The 15,746-nt window shown below is 40.8% G+C and carries 10 protein-coding genes, 21 tRNA genes, 1 rRNA gene and 3 riboswitches; of the genes, 27 read left to right on the forward strand and 5 right to left on the reverse strand.

Features of this window, described 5'->3' with window-relative positions; translation table 11 throughout:
- Nucleotides 1-51: 51 nt before the first annotated feature.
- The 23 genes from rrf to MHH88_RS01510 all read left to right on the forward strand — a co-directional run bounded on the left by rrf (nt 52) and on the right by MHH88_RS01510 (nt 3,344).
- Nucleotides 52-167 (forward strand): 5S ribosomal RNA (gene rrf, locus MHH88_RS01400).
- A 13-nt stretch (nt 168-180) separates the two neighbouring features.
- Nucleotides 181-256 (forward strand) — tRNA-Val (locus MHH88_RS01405).
- A gap of 26 nt (nt 257-282) precedes the next feature.
- Nucleotides 283-357 (forward strand) — tRNA-Met (locus MHH88_RS01410).
- 11 nt (nt 358-368) lie between these two features.
- Nucleotides 369-441, forward strand: a tRNA-Asp gene (locus MHH88_RS01415).
- Nucleotides 442-450: 9 nt separating this feature from the next.
- Nucleotides 451-526: transfer RNA gene (locus MHH88_RS01420), tRNA-Thr, on the forward strand.
- A 6-nt stretch (nt 527-532) separates the two neighbouring features.
- Nucleotides 533-616 (forward strand) — tRNA-Tyr (locus tag MHH88_RS01425).
- 14 nt (nt 617-630) lie between these two features.
- Nucleotides 631-704 (forward strand) — tRNA-Trp (locus MHH88_RS01430).
- Nucleotides 705-740: 36 nt separating this feature from the next.
- A tRNA-His gene (locus tag MHH88_RS01435) sits at nt 741-816 on the forward strand.
- A gap of 11 nt (nt 817-827) precedes the next feature.
- A tRNA-Gln gene (locus tag MHH88_RS01440) sits at nt 828-902 on the forward strand.
- 15 nt (nt 903-917) lie between these two features.
- Nucleotides 918-990: transfer RNA gene (locus MHH88_RS01445), tRNA-Lys, on the forward strand.
- Between the two features lie 8 nt (nt 991-998).
- Nucleotides 999-1,080 (forward strand) — tRNA-Leu (locus tag MHH88_RS01450).
- Nucleotides 1,081-1,131: 51 nt separating this feature from the next.
- Nucleotides 1,132-1,206 (forward strand) — tRNA-Gly (locus MHH88_RS01455).
- A gap of 5 nt (nt 1,207-1,211) precedes the next feature.
- Nucleotides 1,212-1,300: transfer RNA gene (locus MHH88_RS01460), tRNA-Leu, on the forward strand.
- A gap of 13 nt (nt 1,301-1,313) precedes the next feature.
- Nucleotides 1,314-1,390: transfer RNA gene (locus tag MHH88_RS01465), tRNA-Arg, on the forward strand.
- Nucleotides 1,391-1,399: 9 nt separating this feature from the next.
- Nucleotides 1,400-1,476 (forward strand) — tRNA-Pro (locus tag MHH88_RS01470).
- A 14-nt stretch (nt 1,477-1,490) separates the two neighbouring features.
- Nucleotides 1,491-1,566: transfer RNA gene (locus MHH88_RS01475), tRNA-Ala, on the forward strand.
- Between the two features lie 15 nt (nt 1,567-1,581).
- A tRNA-Ser gene (locus MHH88_RS01480) sits at nt 1,582-1,674 on the forward strand.
- Nucleotides 1,675-1,680: 6 nt separating this feature from the next.
- Nucleotides 1,681-1,753 (forward strand) — tRNA-Phe (locus MHH88_RS01485).
- 8 nt (nt 1,754-1,761) lie between these two features.
- A tRNA-Gly gene (locus tag MHH88_RS01490) sits at nt 1,762-1,835 on the forward strand.
- A 4-nt stretch (nt 1,836-1,839) separates the two neighbouring features.
- Nucleotides 1,840-1,913 (forward strand) — tRNA-Ile (locus MHH88_RS01495).
- A gap of 12 nt (nt 1,914-1,925) precedes the next feature.
- Nucleotides 1,926-2,002 (forward strand) — tRNA-Asn (locus MHH88_RS01500).
- A 1-nt stretch (nt 2,003) separates the two neighbouring features.
- A tRNA-Glu gene (locus MHH88_RS01505) sits at nt 2,004-2,075 on the forward strand.
- A 222-nt stretch (nt 2,076-2,297) separates the two neighbouring features.
- Entirely contained in the window at nt 2,298-3,344 is a 1,047-nt protein-coding gene (locus MHH88_RS01510; protein ID WP_339261139.1) for a nitric oxide synthase oxygenase, read from the forward strand.
- Between the two features lie 42 nt (nt 3,345-3,386).
- On the opposite strand, the gene MHH88_RS01515 is transcribed toward MHH88_RS01510, so the two are convergent.
- Nucleotides 3,387-4,592 (reverse strand): MFS transporter, encoded by a 1,206-nt coding sequence (locus MHH88_RS01515; protein WP_339261141.1) that lies wholly within the window; start codon nt 4,590-4,592, stop codon nt 3,387-3,389.
- 178 nt (nt 4,593-4,770) lie between these two features.
- A riboswitch (Lysine riboswitch) is annotated at nt 4,771-4,946 on the forward strand.
- A gap of 83 nt (nt 4,947-5,029) precedes the next feature.
- Here MHH88_RS01515 and MHH88_RS01520 point away from each other — a divergent pair.
- Nucleotides 5,030-6,493 carry an amino acid permease gene (locus tag MHH88_RS01520; protein WP_339261143.1) on the forward strand — a complete coding sequence of 488 codons (1,464 nt, stop codon included), beginning with the start codon at nt 5,030-5,032 and terminating at the stop codon, nt 6,491-6,493.
- 156 nt (nt 6,494-6,649) lie between these two features.
- Here the strand turns inward: MHH88_RS01520 and MHH88_RS01525 are convergent, their stop codons facing one another.
- Nucleotides 6,650-7,915 carry an Nramp family divalent metal transporter gene (locus tag MHH88_RS01525; RefSeq protein ID WP_339261145.1) on the reverse strand — a complete coding sequence of 422 codons (1,266 nt, stop codon included), beginning with the start codon at nt 7,913-7,915 and terminating at the stop codon, nt 6,650-6,652.
- A 319-nt stretch (nt 7,916-8,234) separates the two neighbouring features.
- Nucleotides 8,235-8,380, forward strand: a riboswitch (cyclic di-AMP (ydaO/yuaA leader).
- A 173-nt stretch (nt 8,381-8,553) separates the two neighbouring features.
- Here MHH88_RS01525 and MHH88_RS01530 point away from each other — a divergent pair.
- The 3 genes from MHH88_RS01530 (at nt 8,554) to MHH88_RS01540 (ending at nt 12,711) form a co-directional block, all read left to right on the forward strand.
- Complete coding sequence (locus tag MHH88_RS01530) at nt 8,554-10,377, forward strand: APC family permease (protein WP_339261147.1); 1,824 nt, start codon at nt 8,554-8,556, stop codon at nt 10,375-10,377.
- Nucleotides 10,378-10,595: 218 nt separating this feature from the next.
- A riboswitch (purine riboswitch) is annotated at nt 10,596-10,697 on the forward strand.
- A gap of 131 nt (nt 10,698-10,828) precedes the next feature.
- Nucleotides 10,829-11,413, forward strand: a complete 585-nt coding sequence (locus MHH88_RS01535; RefSeq protein WP_339261149.1) for a xanthine phosphoribosyltransferase — start codon at nt 10,829-10,831, stop codon at nt 11,411-11,413.
- Entirely contained in the window at nt 11,413-12,711 is a 1,299-nt protein-coding gene (locus tag MHH88_RS01540) for a nucleobase:cation symporter-2 family protein (RefSeq protein ID WP_339261151.1), read from the forward strand. The genes MHH88_RS01535 and MHH88_RS01540 overlap by 1 nt, the downstream gene beginning before the upstream one ends.
- A 137-nt stretch (nt 12,712-12,848) precedes the next feature.
- On the opposite strand, the gene MHH88_RS01545 is transcribed toward MHH88_RS01540, so the two are convergent.
- Genes MHH88_RS01545 through MHH88_RS01555 form a run of 3 tightly spaced genes read right to left on the reverse strand, consistent with a single transcriptional unit; the run spans nt 12,849 to nt 15,746 of the window.
- On the reverse strand, nt 12,849-13,682 hold the full coding sequence (locus MHH88_RS01545; RefSeq protein ID WP_339261153.1) for an ABC transporter ATP-binding protein: 834 nt from the start codon (nt 13,680-13,682) through the stop codon (nt 12,849-12,851).
- A gap of 1 nt (nt 13,683) precedes the next feature.
- Complete coding sequence (locus MHH88_RS01550; RefSeq protein WP_339261155.1) at nt 13,684-14,715, reverse strand: iron chelate uptake ABC transporter family permease subunit; 1,032 nt, start codon at nt 14,713-14,715, stop codon at nt 13,684-13,686.
- Nucleotides 14,712-15,746: an iron ABC transporter permease gene (locus MHH88_RS01555; RefSeq protein ID WP_176723225.1), complete on the reverse strand. Its 1,035-nt coding sequence runs from the start codon at nt 15,744-15,746 to the stop codon at nt 14,712-14,714. Before MHH88_RS01555 ends, MHH88_RS01550 begins: the two co-directional genes overlap by 4 nt.

Consider the following 15,746-nt stretch of genomic DNA (forward strand, 5'->3'; position numbering starts at 1 on the left):
CAATGAACGTTTATCCAGTTTTGAGAGAACGAGTTCTTTCAACTGAATAAGTGAAGTGATGATGGCAAAGAGGTCACACCCGTTCCCATATCGAACACGGAAGTTAAGCTCTTTAGCGCCGATGGTAGTTGGGGGCTTCCCCCTGTGAGAGTAGGACGTCGCTTCGCTTATTTTTTATGTGGAGGATTAGCTCAGCTGGGAGAGCATCTGCCTTACAAGCAGAGGGTCGGCGGTTCGAGCCCGTCATCCTCCACCATTTATTTATTATGAAATTACTATTATCGCGGGGTGGAGCAGTGGTAGCTCGTCGGGCTCATAACCCGAAGGTCACAGGTTCAAATCCTGTCTCCGCAACCAAATAAAATTAAGGTCCCGTGGTGTAGCGGTTAACATGCCTGCCTGTCACGCAGGAGATCGCCGGTTCGATCCCGGTCGGGACCGTCCTTATTTGCCGGTGTAGCTCAGTTGGTAGAGCAACTGACTTGTAATCAGTAGGTCGTGGGTTCGACTCCTATCGCCGGCACCATCCCTTGGAGGGGTAGCGAAGTGGCTAAACGCGGCGGACTGTAAATCCGCTCCTTAGGGTTCGGCGGTTCGAATCCGTCCCCCTCCACCAGCTCTTTATTCAATAGGGGCATAGTTCAACGGTAGAATAGAGGTCTCCAAAACCTTTGGTGTGGGTTCGATTCCTACTGCCCCTGCCAAATTTTTTAGGTTAGACTACTGTTATATTACATATGGCGGTTGTGGCGAAGTGGTTAACGCATCGGATTGTGGTTCCGACATTCGTGGGTTCGATTCCCATCAGTCGCCCCATAATAAAATATTGGGGTATAGCCAAGCGGTAAGGCAACGGATTTTGATTCCGTCATGCCTAGGTTCGAATCCTAGTACCCCAGCCATTTATTTCTTAATATGAGCCATTAGCTCAGTTGGTAGAGCATCTGACTTTTAATCAGAGGGTCGAAGGTTCGAGTCCTTCATGGCTCATCATATTTGCGGGTGTGGCGGAATTGGCAGACGCACTAGACTTAGGATCTAGCGCCGCAAGGCGTGGGGGTTCGACTCCCTTCACCCGCATCATCTATATTTCAAATTTATAATTGCCAGAATAAATAATCTTATGCACATGCGGAAGTAGTTCAGTGGTAGAACACCACCTTGCCAAGGTGGGGGTCGCGAGTTCGAACCTCGTCTTCCGCTCCAAATGTGCCGGGGTGGCGGAACTGGCAGACGCACAGGACTTAAAATCCTGCGGTAGGTGACTACCGTGCCGGTTCGATTCCGGCCCTCGGCACCATTTTTAATATTTAGCGCCCGTAGCTCAATTGGATAGAGCGTCTGACTACGGATCAGAAGGTTGTGGGTTCGACTCCTGCCGGGCGCGCCAATAAATGAACGGAATGTAGCTCAGCTTGGTAGAGCACTTGGTTTGGGACCAAGGGGTCGTAGGTTCGAATCCTGTCATTCCGACCATCTTTTTAAAAAATGGGGCCTTAGCTCAGCTGGGAGAGCGCCTGCCTTGCACGCAGGAGGTCAGCGGTTCGATCCCGCTAGGCTCCACCATAATTGTTTCATTCCGGAGGTATACCCAAGTCTGGCTGAAGGGATCGGTCTTGAAAACCGACAGGCGGGTAACACCGCGCGGGGGTTCGAATCCCTCTACCTCCTCCATTTTCCGGGTCAGTAGCTCAGTTGGTAGAGCATTAGATTGAAGCTCTAAGTGTCGGCGGTTCGATTCCGTCCTGACCCATCCTTTTTGCGGGTGTAGTTTAATGGTAAAACCTCAGCCTTCCAAGCTGATGTCGTGAGTTCGATTCTCATCACCCGCTCCAAGAGGGGCCTATAGCTCAGCTGGTTAGAGCGCACGCCTGATAAGCGTGAGGTCGATGGTTCGAGTCCATTTAGGCCCATTATAAAGATATTCCGAAGTAGCTCAGTTGGTAGTAGCACCTGACTGTTAATCAGGTTGTCGCAGGTTCGAGTCCTGCCTTCGGAGCCACGGCCCCTTGGTCAAGCGGTTAAGACACCGCCCTTTCACGGCGGTAACACGGGTTCGAATCCCGTAGGGGTCATCAAGCATGTAGCATATTGTTGCTACATGCTTTTTTGTGTTTTTAAGTATTTAATTATTATCACTAAGGCATTCAGTATTGCGTAAATCATCTAATTTTTAATTTTTCGTTTAAATTTGAACAAAGTATTTCATATATAAAAGATGTATGTTTTCTTACGGATTTTTTCGTGGTGAATTGTATGCTGTTCATCTAATATGGGGATAGATGGAGGAAAACGACATGAATTTACAAGAGATACAACGTTTTTTAGCACTTTATCAATTGGAACAAAATGAGTCGGAACAATGGCTTACAAATAGATTACAGCAAGTTGTCACAGAGGGCGCATATACTCCTACAACGGAAGAGCTTACTTTTGGAGCGAGAGTAGCATGGCGTAATAGTAATAAATGTATTGGGAGATTATTTTGGCAATCACTTCATGTTGAGGATGCACGTGAGGTTTTAGATGAGCATGCTATTTTTGAGAAATTACTTCACCATATTCGATATGCAACAAATGGTGGTAAGATTCGTCCGACTATAACGGTATTTGCCTCTGATAGAGTAAAAATATGGAATCATCAGCTTATACGTTATGCAGGTTATGAAACAGAAGCAGGGATTATTGGTGATTCCCATTCGGTGCCATTTACAAAAGTGTGCGAGTCACTTGGTTGGCAAGGAGCAAGAACAGCATTTGATGTGCTACCACTCGTGATCCAAGTAGATGGCCGTAAACCGCAATGGTTTCCAATCCCAAGTGAAGATGTATTAGAGGTTGCGATTCGTCATCCTGAGCAGTCAGGGGTAGGAGAACTAGGAATGAAGTGGTATGCGGTGCCAATTATATCGAGCATGCGCTTTCAAATGGCGGGTATTGACTTTCAGGCAGCCCCCTTTAATGGCTGGTATATGGGGACAGAAATTGGAGCACGGAATTTAGCTGATCATGACCGTTATGATATGTTACCGAAGATAGCAGAAATTTTTAATCTTGATACAACAAAGCAAGCATCTCTTTGGCGTGATCGTGCGCTAGTAGAATTAAATATTGCTGTCCTTCATTCCTTTAAAGAAGATGGCGTAAGTATCGTTGATCATCATACCGCAGCACAGCAATTTAAGCTATTTGAAGAAGCAGAGCACAAGGCAGGGCGCGATTTAACAGGCAACTGGACTTGGTTGATTCCACCATTATCGCCTGCAACGACACATATTTTCCATAAGCCGTATGTAAATGTCTATCATACACCTAATTATTTTTACCAAAAACCCCCATACTAATGATAAAGAGGCAGCTCATTGTAGAAAATGAACTGCCTCTTATTAATTGATATATTCATTTTTAGAAGCTCTAAATGAACAGAAGAAGAGTAGAGCTGTAACGGCAACAAATAGCCACCCAGCGATATTCCAGCCGCCAAATAAATCATGTAAATAGCCAAATAAAATTGGACCGACTGCGGCTAATAAATAACCTAAGGATTGTGCAAAGCCAGATAAATCTGCCGCCTCAAAAGCCGTACGTGTACGTAATGTAAAGAACATCATGGCAAGTGCAAATGAAGCCCCACCTGCTAAGCCAAGCAATATCATCCACAACACAGCAAGACTAGTCCATTCCATCACAACGCCTGTAAAACCAATGATATAAAATGCTGTAAACATTAAAACGAGTGGTCGCTGGGATGTCATTTTGCTAGCGATTATAGGCACAACTAATGCCATGGGCACTTGTGAGATTTGCATGATGGAAAACATCCAACCCGCACGATCCGCGGCTACGCCTTGTGCAATATAAATTTCAGGAATCCAAGCTGCGGTAGTATAAAATAATAACGATTGTAGTCCCATTGCCCCGGTAACTGCCCAAGTAACTGGTGATTTCCACAACGGTATACGCGCTTTTGTAGAGATTACAGTTGATTCGGGCTTATTAAATTTTAATTGGGGTAGCCAAATCACAATTGTTAATATGACTAGCGCTAAAGCAATAGCAAGTGCACCTTGCCAGCCCAGCACTGCATTGGCTATAGGGTAGCTAATACCAGCCCCGATCCCTGCTGTTAAATTCATAGACATTGTAAAAAACGCCATTAGTAAACCAACATGGTATGGAAATTTTAATTTTAGTAGACCTGGAATAAGGACGTTACCAAATGAAATGGCGACACCGATAATCATTGTACCAAATACGAGTAATCCCGTTGTTCCAAGTGAACGTAGGACAATGCCTCCAGCTAATAAAATTGTTGATAAAAATAGTGTTAATTCAAGTCCGAGTTTTCTTGCAACGATGGGTGCAAAAGGGGATACAATTGCGAATGCAAGTAATGGGATCGTTGTAAGAAAGCCTGCAAGTACATTGGATATACCAAGATCTTCACGTATAAAGGATATAATTGGCCCTACTACTGTTAAGGGCATACGTAATGTGGATGCAAGAAAAATCACACCGATAACTAACAGTAGGGTTGTTCCCTTCCAGTTAATCTTTTTGCTAGGATAAGTAGATTGTTCGTTCGTTGTCAAAACTAGTACCTCCCTGATAGAACAATTATAATTCGAACCACTATAACACTTTATCACACTATTAAAAATAGTAGAAAATTCATAAAATACGGAACATTAATCGTTTTATTGAAATGTCTAAGGTCGTATGTTAAACTAAGACACATCATAAATTTAATAATTATATGCCTCATGTTTGTATTGAGGTAGAGGTCGCGGTATTTATGAGTACGCTAATGGAAATGACAAGCATTAAAGATGTTAGCTGAAAGGAAATATCGCCGAAGTGTGAGGGGACTTGAAAACCTCATGCTGGGGCTGTCTCCGAAAGGAACAGAACTGTCACGTTGGACAACGTGTTGCGCTATCATTTTGAAGAAACAGAGGATTTACTTAGCCATCACAACGTTCATGTGATGGCATTTTTTTGCCTCTTATAAAAGGAAGGAAGCTTTAACGTGAGTGAGATAAAAGTTAATCAGCTCGGCCATAAAGCACCGAAGCTGAAAAAAGAATTAAAAAGTCGTCATATTACGATGATTTCATTAGGCGGTACTATTGGGACTGGGCTATTTTTAGCAAGTGGTGGCGCTATTGCACAGGCTGGACCAGGTGGTGCACTACTTGCTTACGCATTAATCGGTATAATGGTTTACTTTTTAATGACTAGCTTGGGCGAAATGGCAGCTTATATGCCGTCATCGGGTTCATTTAGTACGTATGCAACAAAATTCGTAGATCCTGCTCTTGGCTTTGCCCTTGGTTGGAACTACTGGTATAACTGGGCGATCACAATTGCAGCAGAAATTGCAGCTGTTTCGCTTATTATGAAGTATTGGTTTCCTGATAGCTCCTCTGCATTATGGACAGTAGTATTTATTATGATTGTACTAACATTCAATTTACTATCTGTTAGAAGCTATGGTGAAAGTGAATATTGGTTTGCCATGATAAAAGTGGCGACTGTTATTGTTTTTATTATCGTCAGCCTATTGATGATTTTTGGTATTTTAGGAGGGCAAGCACCGGTTGGTTTCACGAATTTCTTTATAAGTGATGGTCCATTCCATGGTGGCTTCCTTGCAACATTCGGTATATTTTTAGCAGCTGGTTTCTCGTTCCAAGGAACAGAATTATTAGGTATTACTGCTGGCGAAACGGATGACCCTGGAAAGAACATTCCAAAGGCTGTAAAATCCGTCTTCTGGCGTATTATTTTATTTTACATTTTAGCGATTGCGGCGATTGGGATGTTGATTCCATTTACGGATGCGCGCTTATTATCTGAAGATATTGCGGTATCTCCATTTACATTAGTATTCGATCGCTTAGGCATTGCTTTTGCTGCCTCATTAATGAATGCTATTATTTTAACTGCAATGTTGTCTGCAGGTAACTCTGGTTTATATGCATCATCACGTATGTTATGGCAATTAGCGGTAGATGGACATGCACCTAAAATTTTCACAAAATTAAGCCGTCGCGGCATTCCAATTTATGCATTACTGCTTACATTGGCAGTAGGCTGTCTAGCATTTTTAGCATCATTTTTTGGTGATGGCGTTGTCTATATGTGGCTTCTAAACGCTTCTGGGATGTCAGGCTTCATTGCATGGCTTGGTATTGCCTTTAGTCATTATCGCTTCCGCCGAGCGTTTGAAGCACAAGGGTTGGATTCAAAATTACTACCTTATAAAGCAAAGCTATATCCATTTGGTCCGCTCTTTGCTTTCACCGTATGTATGATTGTAGTCATTGGTCAAAACTATACAGCATTCACTGGTGATTCAATTGACTGGTATGGCGTTCTTGTTTCATATATTGGTATCCCACTCTTTGTTATATTGTGGCTAGGCTATAAAATAAAACATAAAACAAAAATGATTCCACTACAAAAATGTGATTTAAAAGTGGATAAATAATAATGAGAACTGTCCTAAATGTTAGGGCAGTTTTTATTTTTGTTGTACACATCTGTCAGCCAATAAACCCCGCAGTAACAGATAATTGTCATAGCAAAAAGTGTTAAAGTGACGCAGTCGCTTTAACACTTTTTCTATTATTTCATCTTTATTTTATTAAGCAAATAGCGTTTCCCATAATAGGTAAATATTTAACGCTACGACGATGACAACGACACACCAGCCAAGAATTGTTGTGATACGGTGATTGACGAGGCTACCCATAATGTCCTTTTTACTTGTGAACATCACAAGCGGGATAAGCGCAAAAGCAATACCGAATGACAGGATGACTTGGCTTAATACAAGCGCATAGGTTGCATTGACGCCAGATGCAATAATGACCAGTGGTGGAATCATTGTAATGGCTCTGCGCAAATAGAGAGGAATTCTACGCTGGATAAAGCCCTGCATAACAACATCTCCTGCTAATGTACCGACAGAAGAGCTTGCAAGCCCTGCAATAAGAAGACCAAGACCGAAAGAAACGGCTGCCATAGGGCCAAGAGCATCCCGTAAACCATTATAGGCAATATCTAAATCCTCAACTACTAATCCTTGCGTATGGAACACCGCTGCTGCAATAATCAGCATGCTCATATTAATCGCGCCGGCAATAATCATTGCAATTACAATATCGATAAACTCGAAACGGAAAATACGTCGCTTTTCATTGTCATTACGACCAATAACGCGATTTTGCGTTAAGGAAGAATGTAAATAGATTGCATGCGGCATAACAGTAGCCCCTAAAATACCTGTTGCAAGTAATAGGGAATCGACTCCTTCGAAATGTGGTGTCAGCATTCCGAGTGTTACTTCACCCCAATTAGGTTGAGCTAAAAATGTCTGGAACGCAAATGCGAGTACCACAATTAGCACCATACCAGAAATACCAGCTTCAAAAGCTCTAAAACCTCTGCGTTGTAGCTCTAAAATGGCGAATGAGCCGATTGCCGTAATTAGTGCCGCTGGTAGCATTGGGATGTTAAATAATAAATATAGACCGAGGGCAGCACCGATAAACTCTGCAAGATCAGTTGCGATAATTACAAGTTCAGCCTGTATCCATAAAAATATAGAAGTTTTTTTAGAAAAGTTCTCTCTTGCTATTTCCGGCAAATTCTTTCCTGTTGCAATGCCAAGTTTTGCTGATAAAGATTGAATTAGTACAGCCATTAAATTAGAAAAGGCAATAACCCAAAGAAGTAAATAACCGTACTGCGAGCCAGCTGTAATATTTGTGGCAAAGTTGCCGGGATCGATATAGGCAACCGCTGCAATAAATGCCGGACCTAGAAAGGGTAAAATACGTTGCCAGCCTTTTATGTCGCCATCTAAAACAGCTTCGGCTGCCGACTTCTTAATCGGTTTATAGGCCATGTTGTTCCCTCGTTTCAAAAAGTATCGTTAGTGAAATAAAGTTTCCTATAGGAAAATAATGATACTACTATTCTATAGCTAGAACTGAAAAATGTGAAGAAGTTTGCTTGTTTTTTTTATCATTGCCAAAAAACAATGGGAAATCACTGCTGAAGTGAGTTAAATCGCGGATAAAACCATGGAAATCAGCAAAAATAATCCGAAACGTTTACCAGTAATGGGCTTCTACATATAAGGAAAAAATTTACGAAAACTATATAATCTGTTCTTTACTTTTTATTAATACAGGCGTAATATGACATCATTATAAAAGTTTCAAATTTCTAAATCGCTGAAGCAACTAAACGCGGGGGACCCAATTTTGATGGATTGTCTCTACAATTCTTGGGGTGAATCTCTTTACAAGAGTAGGGCTACTCAGGCCCGAATCCGACAGCTAACCTCGTAAGCGTTAAGAGCAGAAAAGTTGGAGCTTGTCAGACGTTACAACGTCTACAAGTCGTATTTGTGATGACTTGTAGACGTTTTTTGTTGTCATTTGGCATCCCAAGCCCCAGTAGCTAGAAAGAGCGATTATGCAAAGGTGTAATTGATTTAGAAAGGCGAAACACACTCTAAAAATCTAGAAGGTGTTAAAAATGAAATCCTCATTCAAACGTTATGTTATCGGTAAACCATTGAGATCCGATGCATTAGGGGAACAAAAGCTTAGTAAAACAAAGGCATTGGCTATATTATCATCTGATGCATTGTCATCAGTAGCATACGGACCAGAGCAAATTTTACTTGTGCTCATGACAGTAAGTACGGTTGCCTTTTGGTATTCGTTACCGATTGCAGCAGGCGTAGTGGTGCTCCTTGTGGCACTCACGTTATCCTATCGACAAGTTATTTTCGCCTATCCACATGGTGGCGGGGCATATGTAGTGTCCCGTGAAAACTTAGGCGTTAATGCAGGTCTTGTAGCAGGTGGGTCATTACTCGTTGATTATATTTTAACGGTTGCAGTTAGTGTGTCTGCTGGGACAGATGCTATTACATCAGCATTTCCAAGTTTACATGCTTATAATGTACCGATTGCAGTGTTTTTTGTTATTTGCCTAACACTATTAAATTTACGTGGCGTTACAGAATCAGCATCTGTTTTAGCGTATCCTGTATATTTGTTCGTCGTTGTGATGTTAATGCTTATTGGGATAGGTATCTATAACGTCGCAACGGGGCAAGTTCCCGCTGAGTTGCATCCAAAAATCGGGACGCCAGTTGCGGGCATTAGTTTGTTTTTACTATTAAAGGCATTTGCTTCAGGAAGCTCGGCATTGACGGGCGTAGAAGCGATATCCAATGCTATCCCGAATTTTAAAAGCCCTGCACCAAATAATGCAGCGAAAACGCTATTAGCAATGGGAAGTATTTTAGCAGTGCTGTTTATTGGTATCGTTGGCTTAGCTTATTTTTACGGAGTTGTGCCAAACGCTCAAGCAACGGTTGTCTCTCAAATTGCTGAAGCGAGTGTTGGACGCAATGTATTTTATTATATCGTGCAAGGTACGACAGCTATGATTTTAGTACTTGCTGCCAATACAGGTTATTCAGCATTTCCTTTACTCGCAGTTAATTTATCAAGAGATGGCTTTATACCAAGAATTTTTCAAATTCGTGGAGATCGACTTGGTTATTCCAACGGGATTATGATGCTCGGATTAGCAGCGATTGTCCTTATTGTGTTGTTCGACGGTGCAACAGAGCATTTAATTCCTCTTTATGCAGTAGGGGTCTTTATACCATTTACATTAGCGCAGACTGGTATGATGCGAAAATGGTGGCGTGAAAAGCCAAATGGATGGGTGACGAAATTCGCTATAAATACAATAGGTGCAGCCATTTCCTTTGTAGTGGCGATGATGTTCTTTGTTACAAAATTACCTCAAGTATGGCCAGTATTCATCTTTTTACCAATGATTATTTGGATGTTTCATCGCATTAAGCAGCATTACAATGCAGTCGGAGAACAACTACGACTAAATGGAGAAGCATTGCCGATAGTAGACGGAAATGTTTTTATTGTACCGGTAGCGGGGATTACAAAAGTGGTAGAAAATTCACTGCATTATGTGCAATCGTTGAATGTGGAAAAAATTATTGCCTTTTATGTAGCATTTGATCAGGCTGATGCTAAAGCCTTTGAGGAAAAGTGGAAGGCATGGCAACCAGATATACGTCTCGTTACGTACTATTCGCCATATCGAAGTATTACGCAACCTTTAAAAAAATTTATTGATAAGGTAGAACACCAATATGCGAAAACAGGCTATCAAGTAACAGTAGTCATTCCACAGTTTTTACCGAAGAAAGGTTGGCATCACATGTTACACAATCAGTCGAGTTTATTAATTCGTACATCGCTGTTATTTCACAAAAATGTCGTCATTATGACCGTACCTTTCCATTTATCTAAATAATGACTAGCAAGGTCGAAAATAGTCTGATATAATCAGAGCATTGATTGCAAAACACGAACGTTTACCATGAAATAATGTGTAAATACCATTAAATTCCGAAAATTTAAACTTTTTTCAGCACTAGATATAAGCATCTGCCGAAAGAAGACATGCATCAGCTTATTATGCATATTCATATTGAAATTATAAAAATGGATATTTATAATAAGAAAGTTCAACCAGCTTAATACTGTTTCACTCATATAATAGCGAGAATATGGCTCGTAAGTTTCTACCGATTTACCGTAAATGAATCGACTATGGGTAGCATTGCTTTAGAAAAACTCATACTAGCGATGATGTTTTCTATTAGTTTCGACGTTTTTACGCTGAATGCCTTGCTCCACTCGTAGATGAATGGAATCAAAGTATTCAGCGTTTTTATTATTTTAAGAAAGAAGGAAAAGCAGCAATGAAGTTATTACATGACAAAATTATGCAGGAAGGTAAAGTTTTATCTTCGTCTGTATTAAAAGTTGATTCTTTTTTAAATCATCAAATTGATCCACAGCTTATGAAAGAAATTGGGCATGAATTTGCAAATCGCTTCTCTGATGAAATTATTACTAAAGTGCTAACAATTGAATCTTCAGGAATTGCACCTTCTGTAATGTTAGGTCTTGAAATCGGTGCACCAGTAGTATTTGCTCGTAAACGTAAATCTTTAACATTATCAGACAATCTCTATTCGTCAAAAGTACATTCTTTCACAAAAAATGAAACAAATGATATTTCAGTATCTTGTAATTTTTTAAGTAAAGATGACAATGTTTTAATCGTCGACGATTTCCTAGCAAACGGTGAAGCAGTAAAAGGATTACTTGATATTGCAGCGCAAGCAGGGGCTCATGTTGTCGGTGTCGGCATCGTGATTGAAAAAGGCTTCCAAGACGGTGGAAAATTATTACGTGAGCAAGGTGTTCGCGTTGAATCATTAGCAATTGTGGATTCTTTAGAAGACGGCAAAGTAACATTTGCAACGGAGGATCGCGCGTAATGAATGCCTTTAAGTCAACGACGCTAGCTATTCAACATTTACTTGCGATGTATGCAGGTGCGATTTTAGTTCCGCTTATTATTGGTGGCGCTTTAGGTTTTGATTCAAAGCAAATGACTTATTTAGTAGCGATTGACATTATGATGTGTGGGATCGCAACATTACTTCAAGTGTATTCAGGTAAATTTATCGGTATTGGTTTACCAGTAGTTTTAGGATGTACTTTTACAGCAGTAAGTCCAATTATTGCAATTGGGACAAACCCTGAACAAGGCATTACCGATATTTATGGCTCCATTATTGCATCAGGTCTAATCGTTATGGTCATTGCAGGCTTCTTCGGTAAGCTTGTAAAATTCTTCCCACCAGTTGTAACAGGTTCTGTTGTGTCCATTATTGGTATCTCTTTATTACCAGTTGCATTGAACAATATGGCGGGTGGACAAGGTGCAGAAGACTTTGCATCGGGTTCTAATGTGGCTTTAGCATTTATTACATTAGTAATTATTTTAGTCGTTTACCGTTTTACTACAGGCTTTGTGCGTGCCATTTCAATTTTAATTGGCTTAGTTGTCGGTACAGTGCTTGGCGCATTTATGGGTAAAGTGGATTTCAGTCCTGTGTCAGATGCGGGTGTATTCCATATGGTTCAACCGTTCTATTTCGGAATGCCAACGTTTGATGCGACAGCGATTTTAACTATGACGCTTGTCGCGATGGTTTCTTTAGTAGAATCTTCAGGTGTCTATTTCGCATTGAGCGATATTTGCAATAAAAAACTAGATTCAAAAGATTTAGCACGTGGTTATCGTTCAGAAGGTCTTGCTTCTGTTATTGGTGGTATTTTCAATGCCTTCCCATATACTACATTCTCACAAAACGTAGGACTTACACGTATGTCTGGCGTAAAAAATCGCAAAGTTATCTACATCACAGGTGGTTTACTAGTAGCACTTGGTTTCCTACCAAAAATTGCAGCACTCACAACAATTATTCCAACACCAGTACTTGGTGCGGCAATGTTGGCGATGTTCGGTATGGTTATTACACAAGGCATGGGCATGCTTGTACCTGTTATGAACGAATCAGCGGAAAACGCCATGATTGCTGCGATTGCAGTTGGCCTTGGTGTAGGTGTATCGGTTGTTCCAGATATTTTCGCATCATTGCCATCATACGTATCGGTTCTTACGTCAAACGGTATCGTCTGTGGTTCGGTTACAGCGATTATCTTAAACATTTTATTTAACATGATTGGGCCAAAGTATAAAAATGACCCGATGCATGGAGAAATTTAAATCAAACAATGCCACTTCCTGATCAAAGGAGGTGGCATTTTTTTATGAGAAAAAGAAACAAGACAAGGGAAAGGAAACAAGCGTCTAACTCCTGTTCAATTTCCCTTGTCATGTCAATGAAATGCATCGCTACTTTGTTAGCTTGATTTTGATTTCAGCGCTATATTGTCAATTTGGTTGTGGTGTCGTCCAATTGGTACGACGGATGGTGAATGGGATACAGGGTCTTCCATTACTATACAGTCGAGTGCAAATATATCTTTAATTAATGAATTTGTAATAATGTCAGATGGTGGTCCTTCTGCTACGAGCTTCCCTTCATGTAGGGCAAATATATAATCTGCATAACGTGCTGATAAGTTAATGTCGTGTAACACCATGACGATGGTCGTGCCATATTTACGATTTAAATCAGTCAGTAAATCTAAAATTTCTACTTGGTACGTAATATCTAAGTACGTTGTTGGCTCATCTAAAAATAAAATATCTGTTTGCTGCGCTAATGCCATGGCAATCCATACACGCTGTCTTTGTCCACCTGATAATTCATCAATATGGCGATCAGCAAATTCTGTAATGTTCATCATTTCCAACGCTTCAGCAACAGCCTCATAATCTTTTTTAGACCAACCTTTTAAAAAGCTCTGGTGGGGGAATCGCCCTCTACCAACTAAATCGGCAACTGTTATTCCTTCTGGAACGATAGGCGTTTGTGGTAACAAGCCTAGTATTTTGGCAAGTTGCTTCGGTGGAATTTTTTGAATAGCTTGCCCATCCAATGTTACTTGCCCTGAAGTTGGCGTAATGAGTCGTGCCATCGTTTTTAGTAGCGTAGATTTTCCGCAACCGTTTGCTCCGATAATTATGCTTATTTTATTGCTAGGAATCGTTACACTAACGTCTTGTAAAATCGTTTTATTGTCGTAACCAGCAGTAATTTGTTCCGCTCGAAATGTATGTGTTGGCTTCATATTACAAATCTCCTTTTCGATTGATACGAATTAATAAATAAATTAAATACGGTGCCCCAATAATCCCCGTAATTACGCCAACAGGATATCTGGTATCGAATGCGAACTGACCGATTAAATCGGCCGCCAATACTAAAATAACGCCAATTAAGCCAGCAGGCACGATATTTGAAAAGCCTACACCAACAATCTTTTTGGCAATTGGACCTGCTAGAAAGGCAACAAAGGCAATCGGTCCGGCAGCTGCTGTAGCCAACGCAATCATTAAAACCGAGCTAAGCAAGAGCACCAACCTCGTTTTGTTTGTAGCAACGCCAAGTGATGTCGCTGCTAGTTCACCAAGCTCTAATATTTCTAATCGACTAGCCAAAAAAAGAACAATGGGGGTGCAAATTAAAACAGCCATAATTAATGGATAAAGATTTTCTATTTTCGCACCATTCAAACTTCCGCTTAACCAACGCATAGCCGAAGGGAGGTCATGCGTATTCCCAATAACCATTAAATAAGAAATAAACGCATTTAACATTGCTTGAATACCGATGCCGATTAAAATTAATCGACCAATTGAGAACGAGCTACCTTTAGATAATATAAAAATAACGATAGCAGTTAAAAGACCGCCTATTACTGATGCAATCGAGACAAATGCATTACTCGCATGCAGAACAATAATGCAAAAGACAGCAGCAGCACTTGATCCAGCAGTGATGCCAATTACATTTGGATTGGCTAATGGATTGCGCAACATTGTTTGAAAAATGTAGCCACCCGCCCCAAATGCAAAGCCAGCAAATAGTCCAACGATCATTCGTGGTAATCTAATTGTACCGACTGCAAAAGAAGCTCCTTTTACCTCCGCACCTAATAATACGCTGACAACATCTTTTACTGGATAAATGGTATTGCCAAGCATAAGCATTAAACCCATAAGTACAATCGAAATAACTGCTAACAAACCCGTCATAAGTAGGAAACGACGTTTTCGTTTCATTCTTGAACTATAAATAGACATCATTGTTTCATTCATCATAATGCACGCATTTTCGCTTTCATTGTAATAAAAATTAATAGGGGAGCTCCGATAAAGGCAGTTACAATACCTACTTCAAGCTCGCTCGGACTCCCTAATAGTCTTCCACACACATCAGCAATGGTTAAAATAATTGCCCCAGCGAATGCTGAAAGGGGAATAACATAGCGCACGTCTGGACCAATAATTAATCGAATTAAATGAGTTGCTAACAAACCGATAAATCCAATCGGTCCAGCTAATGCTGTTGCCACACCACACAATAACACGCCGCCAAATGAAGCGAGCAAGCGTATTGTCCCCGTTTTAACACCTAAGCCAGTCGCTACATCCTCTCCTAATGCTAGTGCATTCAATGCTGGCGCAGAGAAGATAGCAATACAAATTCCAACTATTAAGAACGGGATAAACAGTGAGATATTATCCCAGCTACCAGAACCTACACTACCAACTTGCCAAAATCTAAACTGGTCCATCACTTTCGTACGTGGAATCATAACAGCCACGACAAGTGATGATAGTATGGCACTTGTAGCAGCGCCGGCTAAGACGAGTTTGATTGGTGTTGCGCCGCCACTCCCGATTGAACCAACAGTAAAGACAAAAATAGCGGTAATCATTGCCCCTGCAATTGCCAGCCAAATATATTGATCCGCAGAACTAATATTAAAAAAGGCAATCCCACAAACAACAAATAAGGATGCCCCTGTATTTACACCTAGTATACTTGGATCCGCAATTGGATTACGCGTTACAGACTGCATTAATGCACCTGAAACACCTAAAGCGGCACCACACATAAAACAAAAAATTGTTCGAACAATTCTTTGTCGAACAACACTTGCCTCATGAGAAGCAACTTCTGAATGGAATAGACCATCCAGAAGTTGCGTCCAAGTAATCATCCGAGAACCAAATATAAGCGATGCCATCACACTTAGACAAAGTAATATAGCAAGCAAAATAATCAGCTTACCGAAGTGACGTGGCATCCATACATGCTTATTTTCTGAAACGGAAGTATTCATCAT

It is taken from the genome of Lysinibacillus sp. FSL K6-3209 (genome assembly GCF_037976175.1).
Lineage (GTDB): Bacteria > Bacillota > Bacilli > Bacillales_A > Planococcaceae > Lysinibacillus > Lysinibacillus sphaericus_D.

Coding starts and splice junctions, on each gene's coding strand:
- MHH88_RS01510 (WP_339261139.1), top strand. CDS start 2,298: ATGAATTTACAAGAGATACAACGTTTTTTAGCACTTTATCAATTGGAA.
- MHH88_RS01550 (WP_339261155.1), bottom strand. CDS start 14,715: ATGATGAATGAAACAATGATGTCTATTTATAGTTCAAGAATGAAACGA.
- MHH88_RS01525 (WP_339261145.1), bottom strand. CDS start 7,915: ATGGCCTATAAACCGATTAAGAAGTCGGCAGCCGAAGCTGTTTTAGAT.
- MHH88_RS01540 (WP_339261151.1), top strand. CDS start 11,413: ATGAATGCCTTTAAGTCAACGACGCTAGCTATTCAACATTTACTTGCG.
- MHH88_RS01535 (WP_339261149.1), top strand. CDS start 10,829: ATGAAGTTATTACATGACAAAATTATGCAGGAAGGTAAAGTTTTATCT.
- MHH88_RS01530 (WP_339261147.1), top strand. CDS start 8,554: ATGAAATCCTCATTCAAACGTTATGTTATCGGTAAACCATTGAGATCC.
- MHH88_RS01545 (WP_339261153.1), bottom strand. CDS start 13,682: ATGAAGCCAACACATACATTTCGAGCGGAACAAATTACTGCTGGTTAC.
- MHH88_RS01555 (WP_176723225.1), bottom strand. CDS start 15,746: ATGATGAATACTTCCGTTTCAGAAAATAAGCATGTATGGATGCCACGT.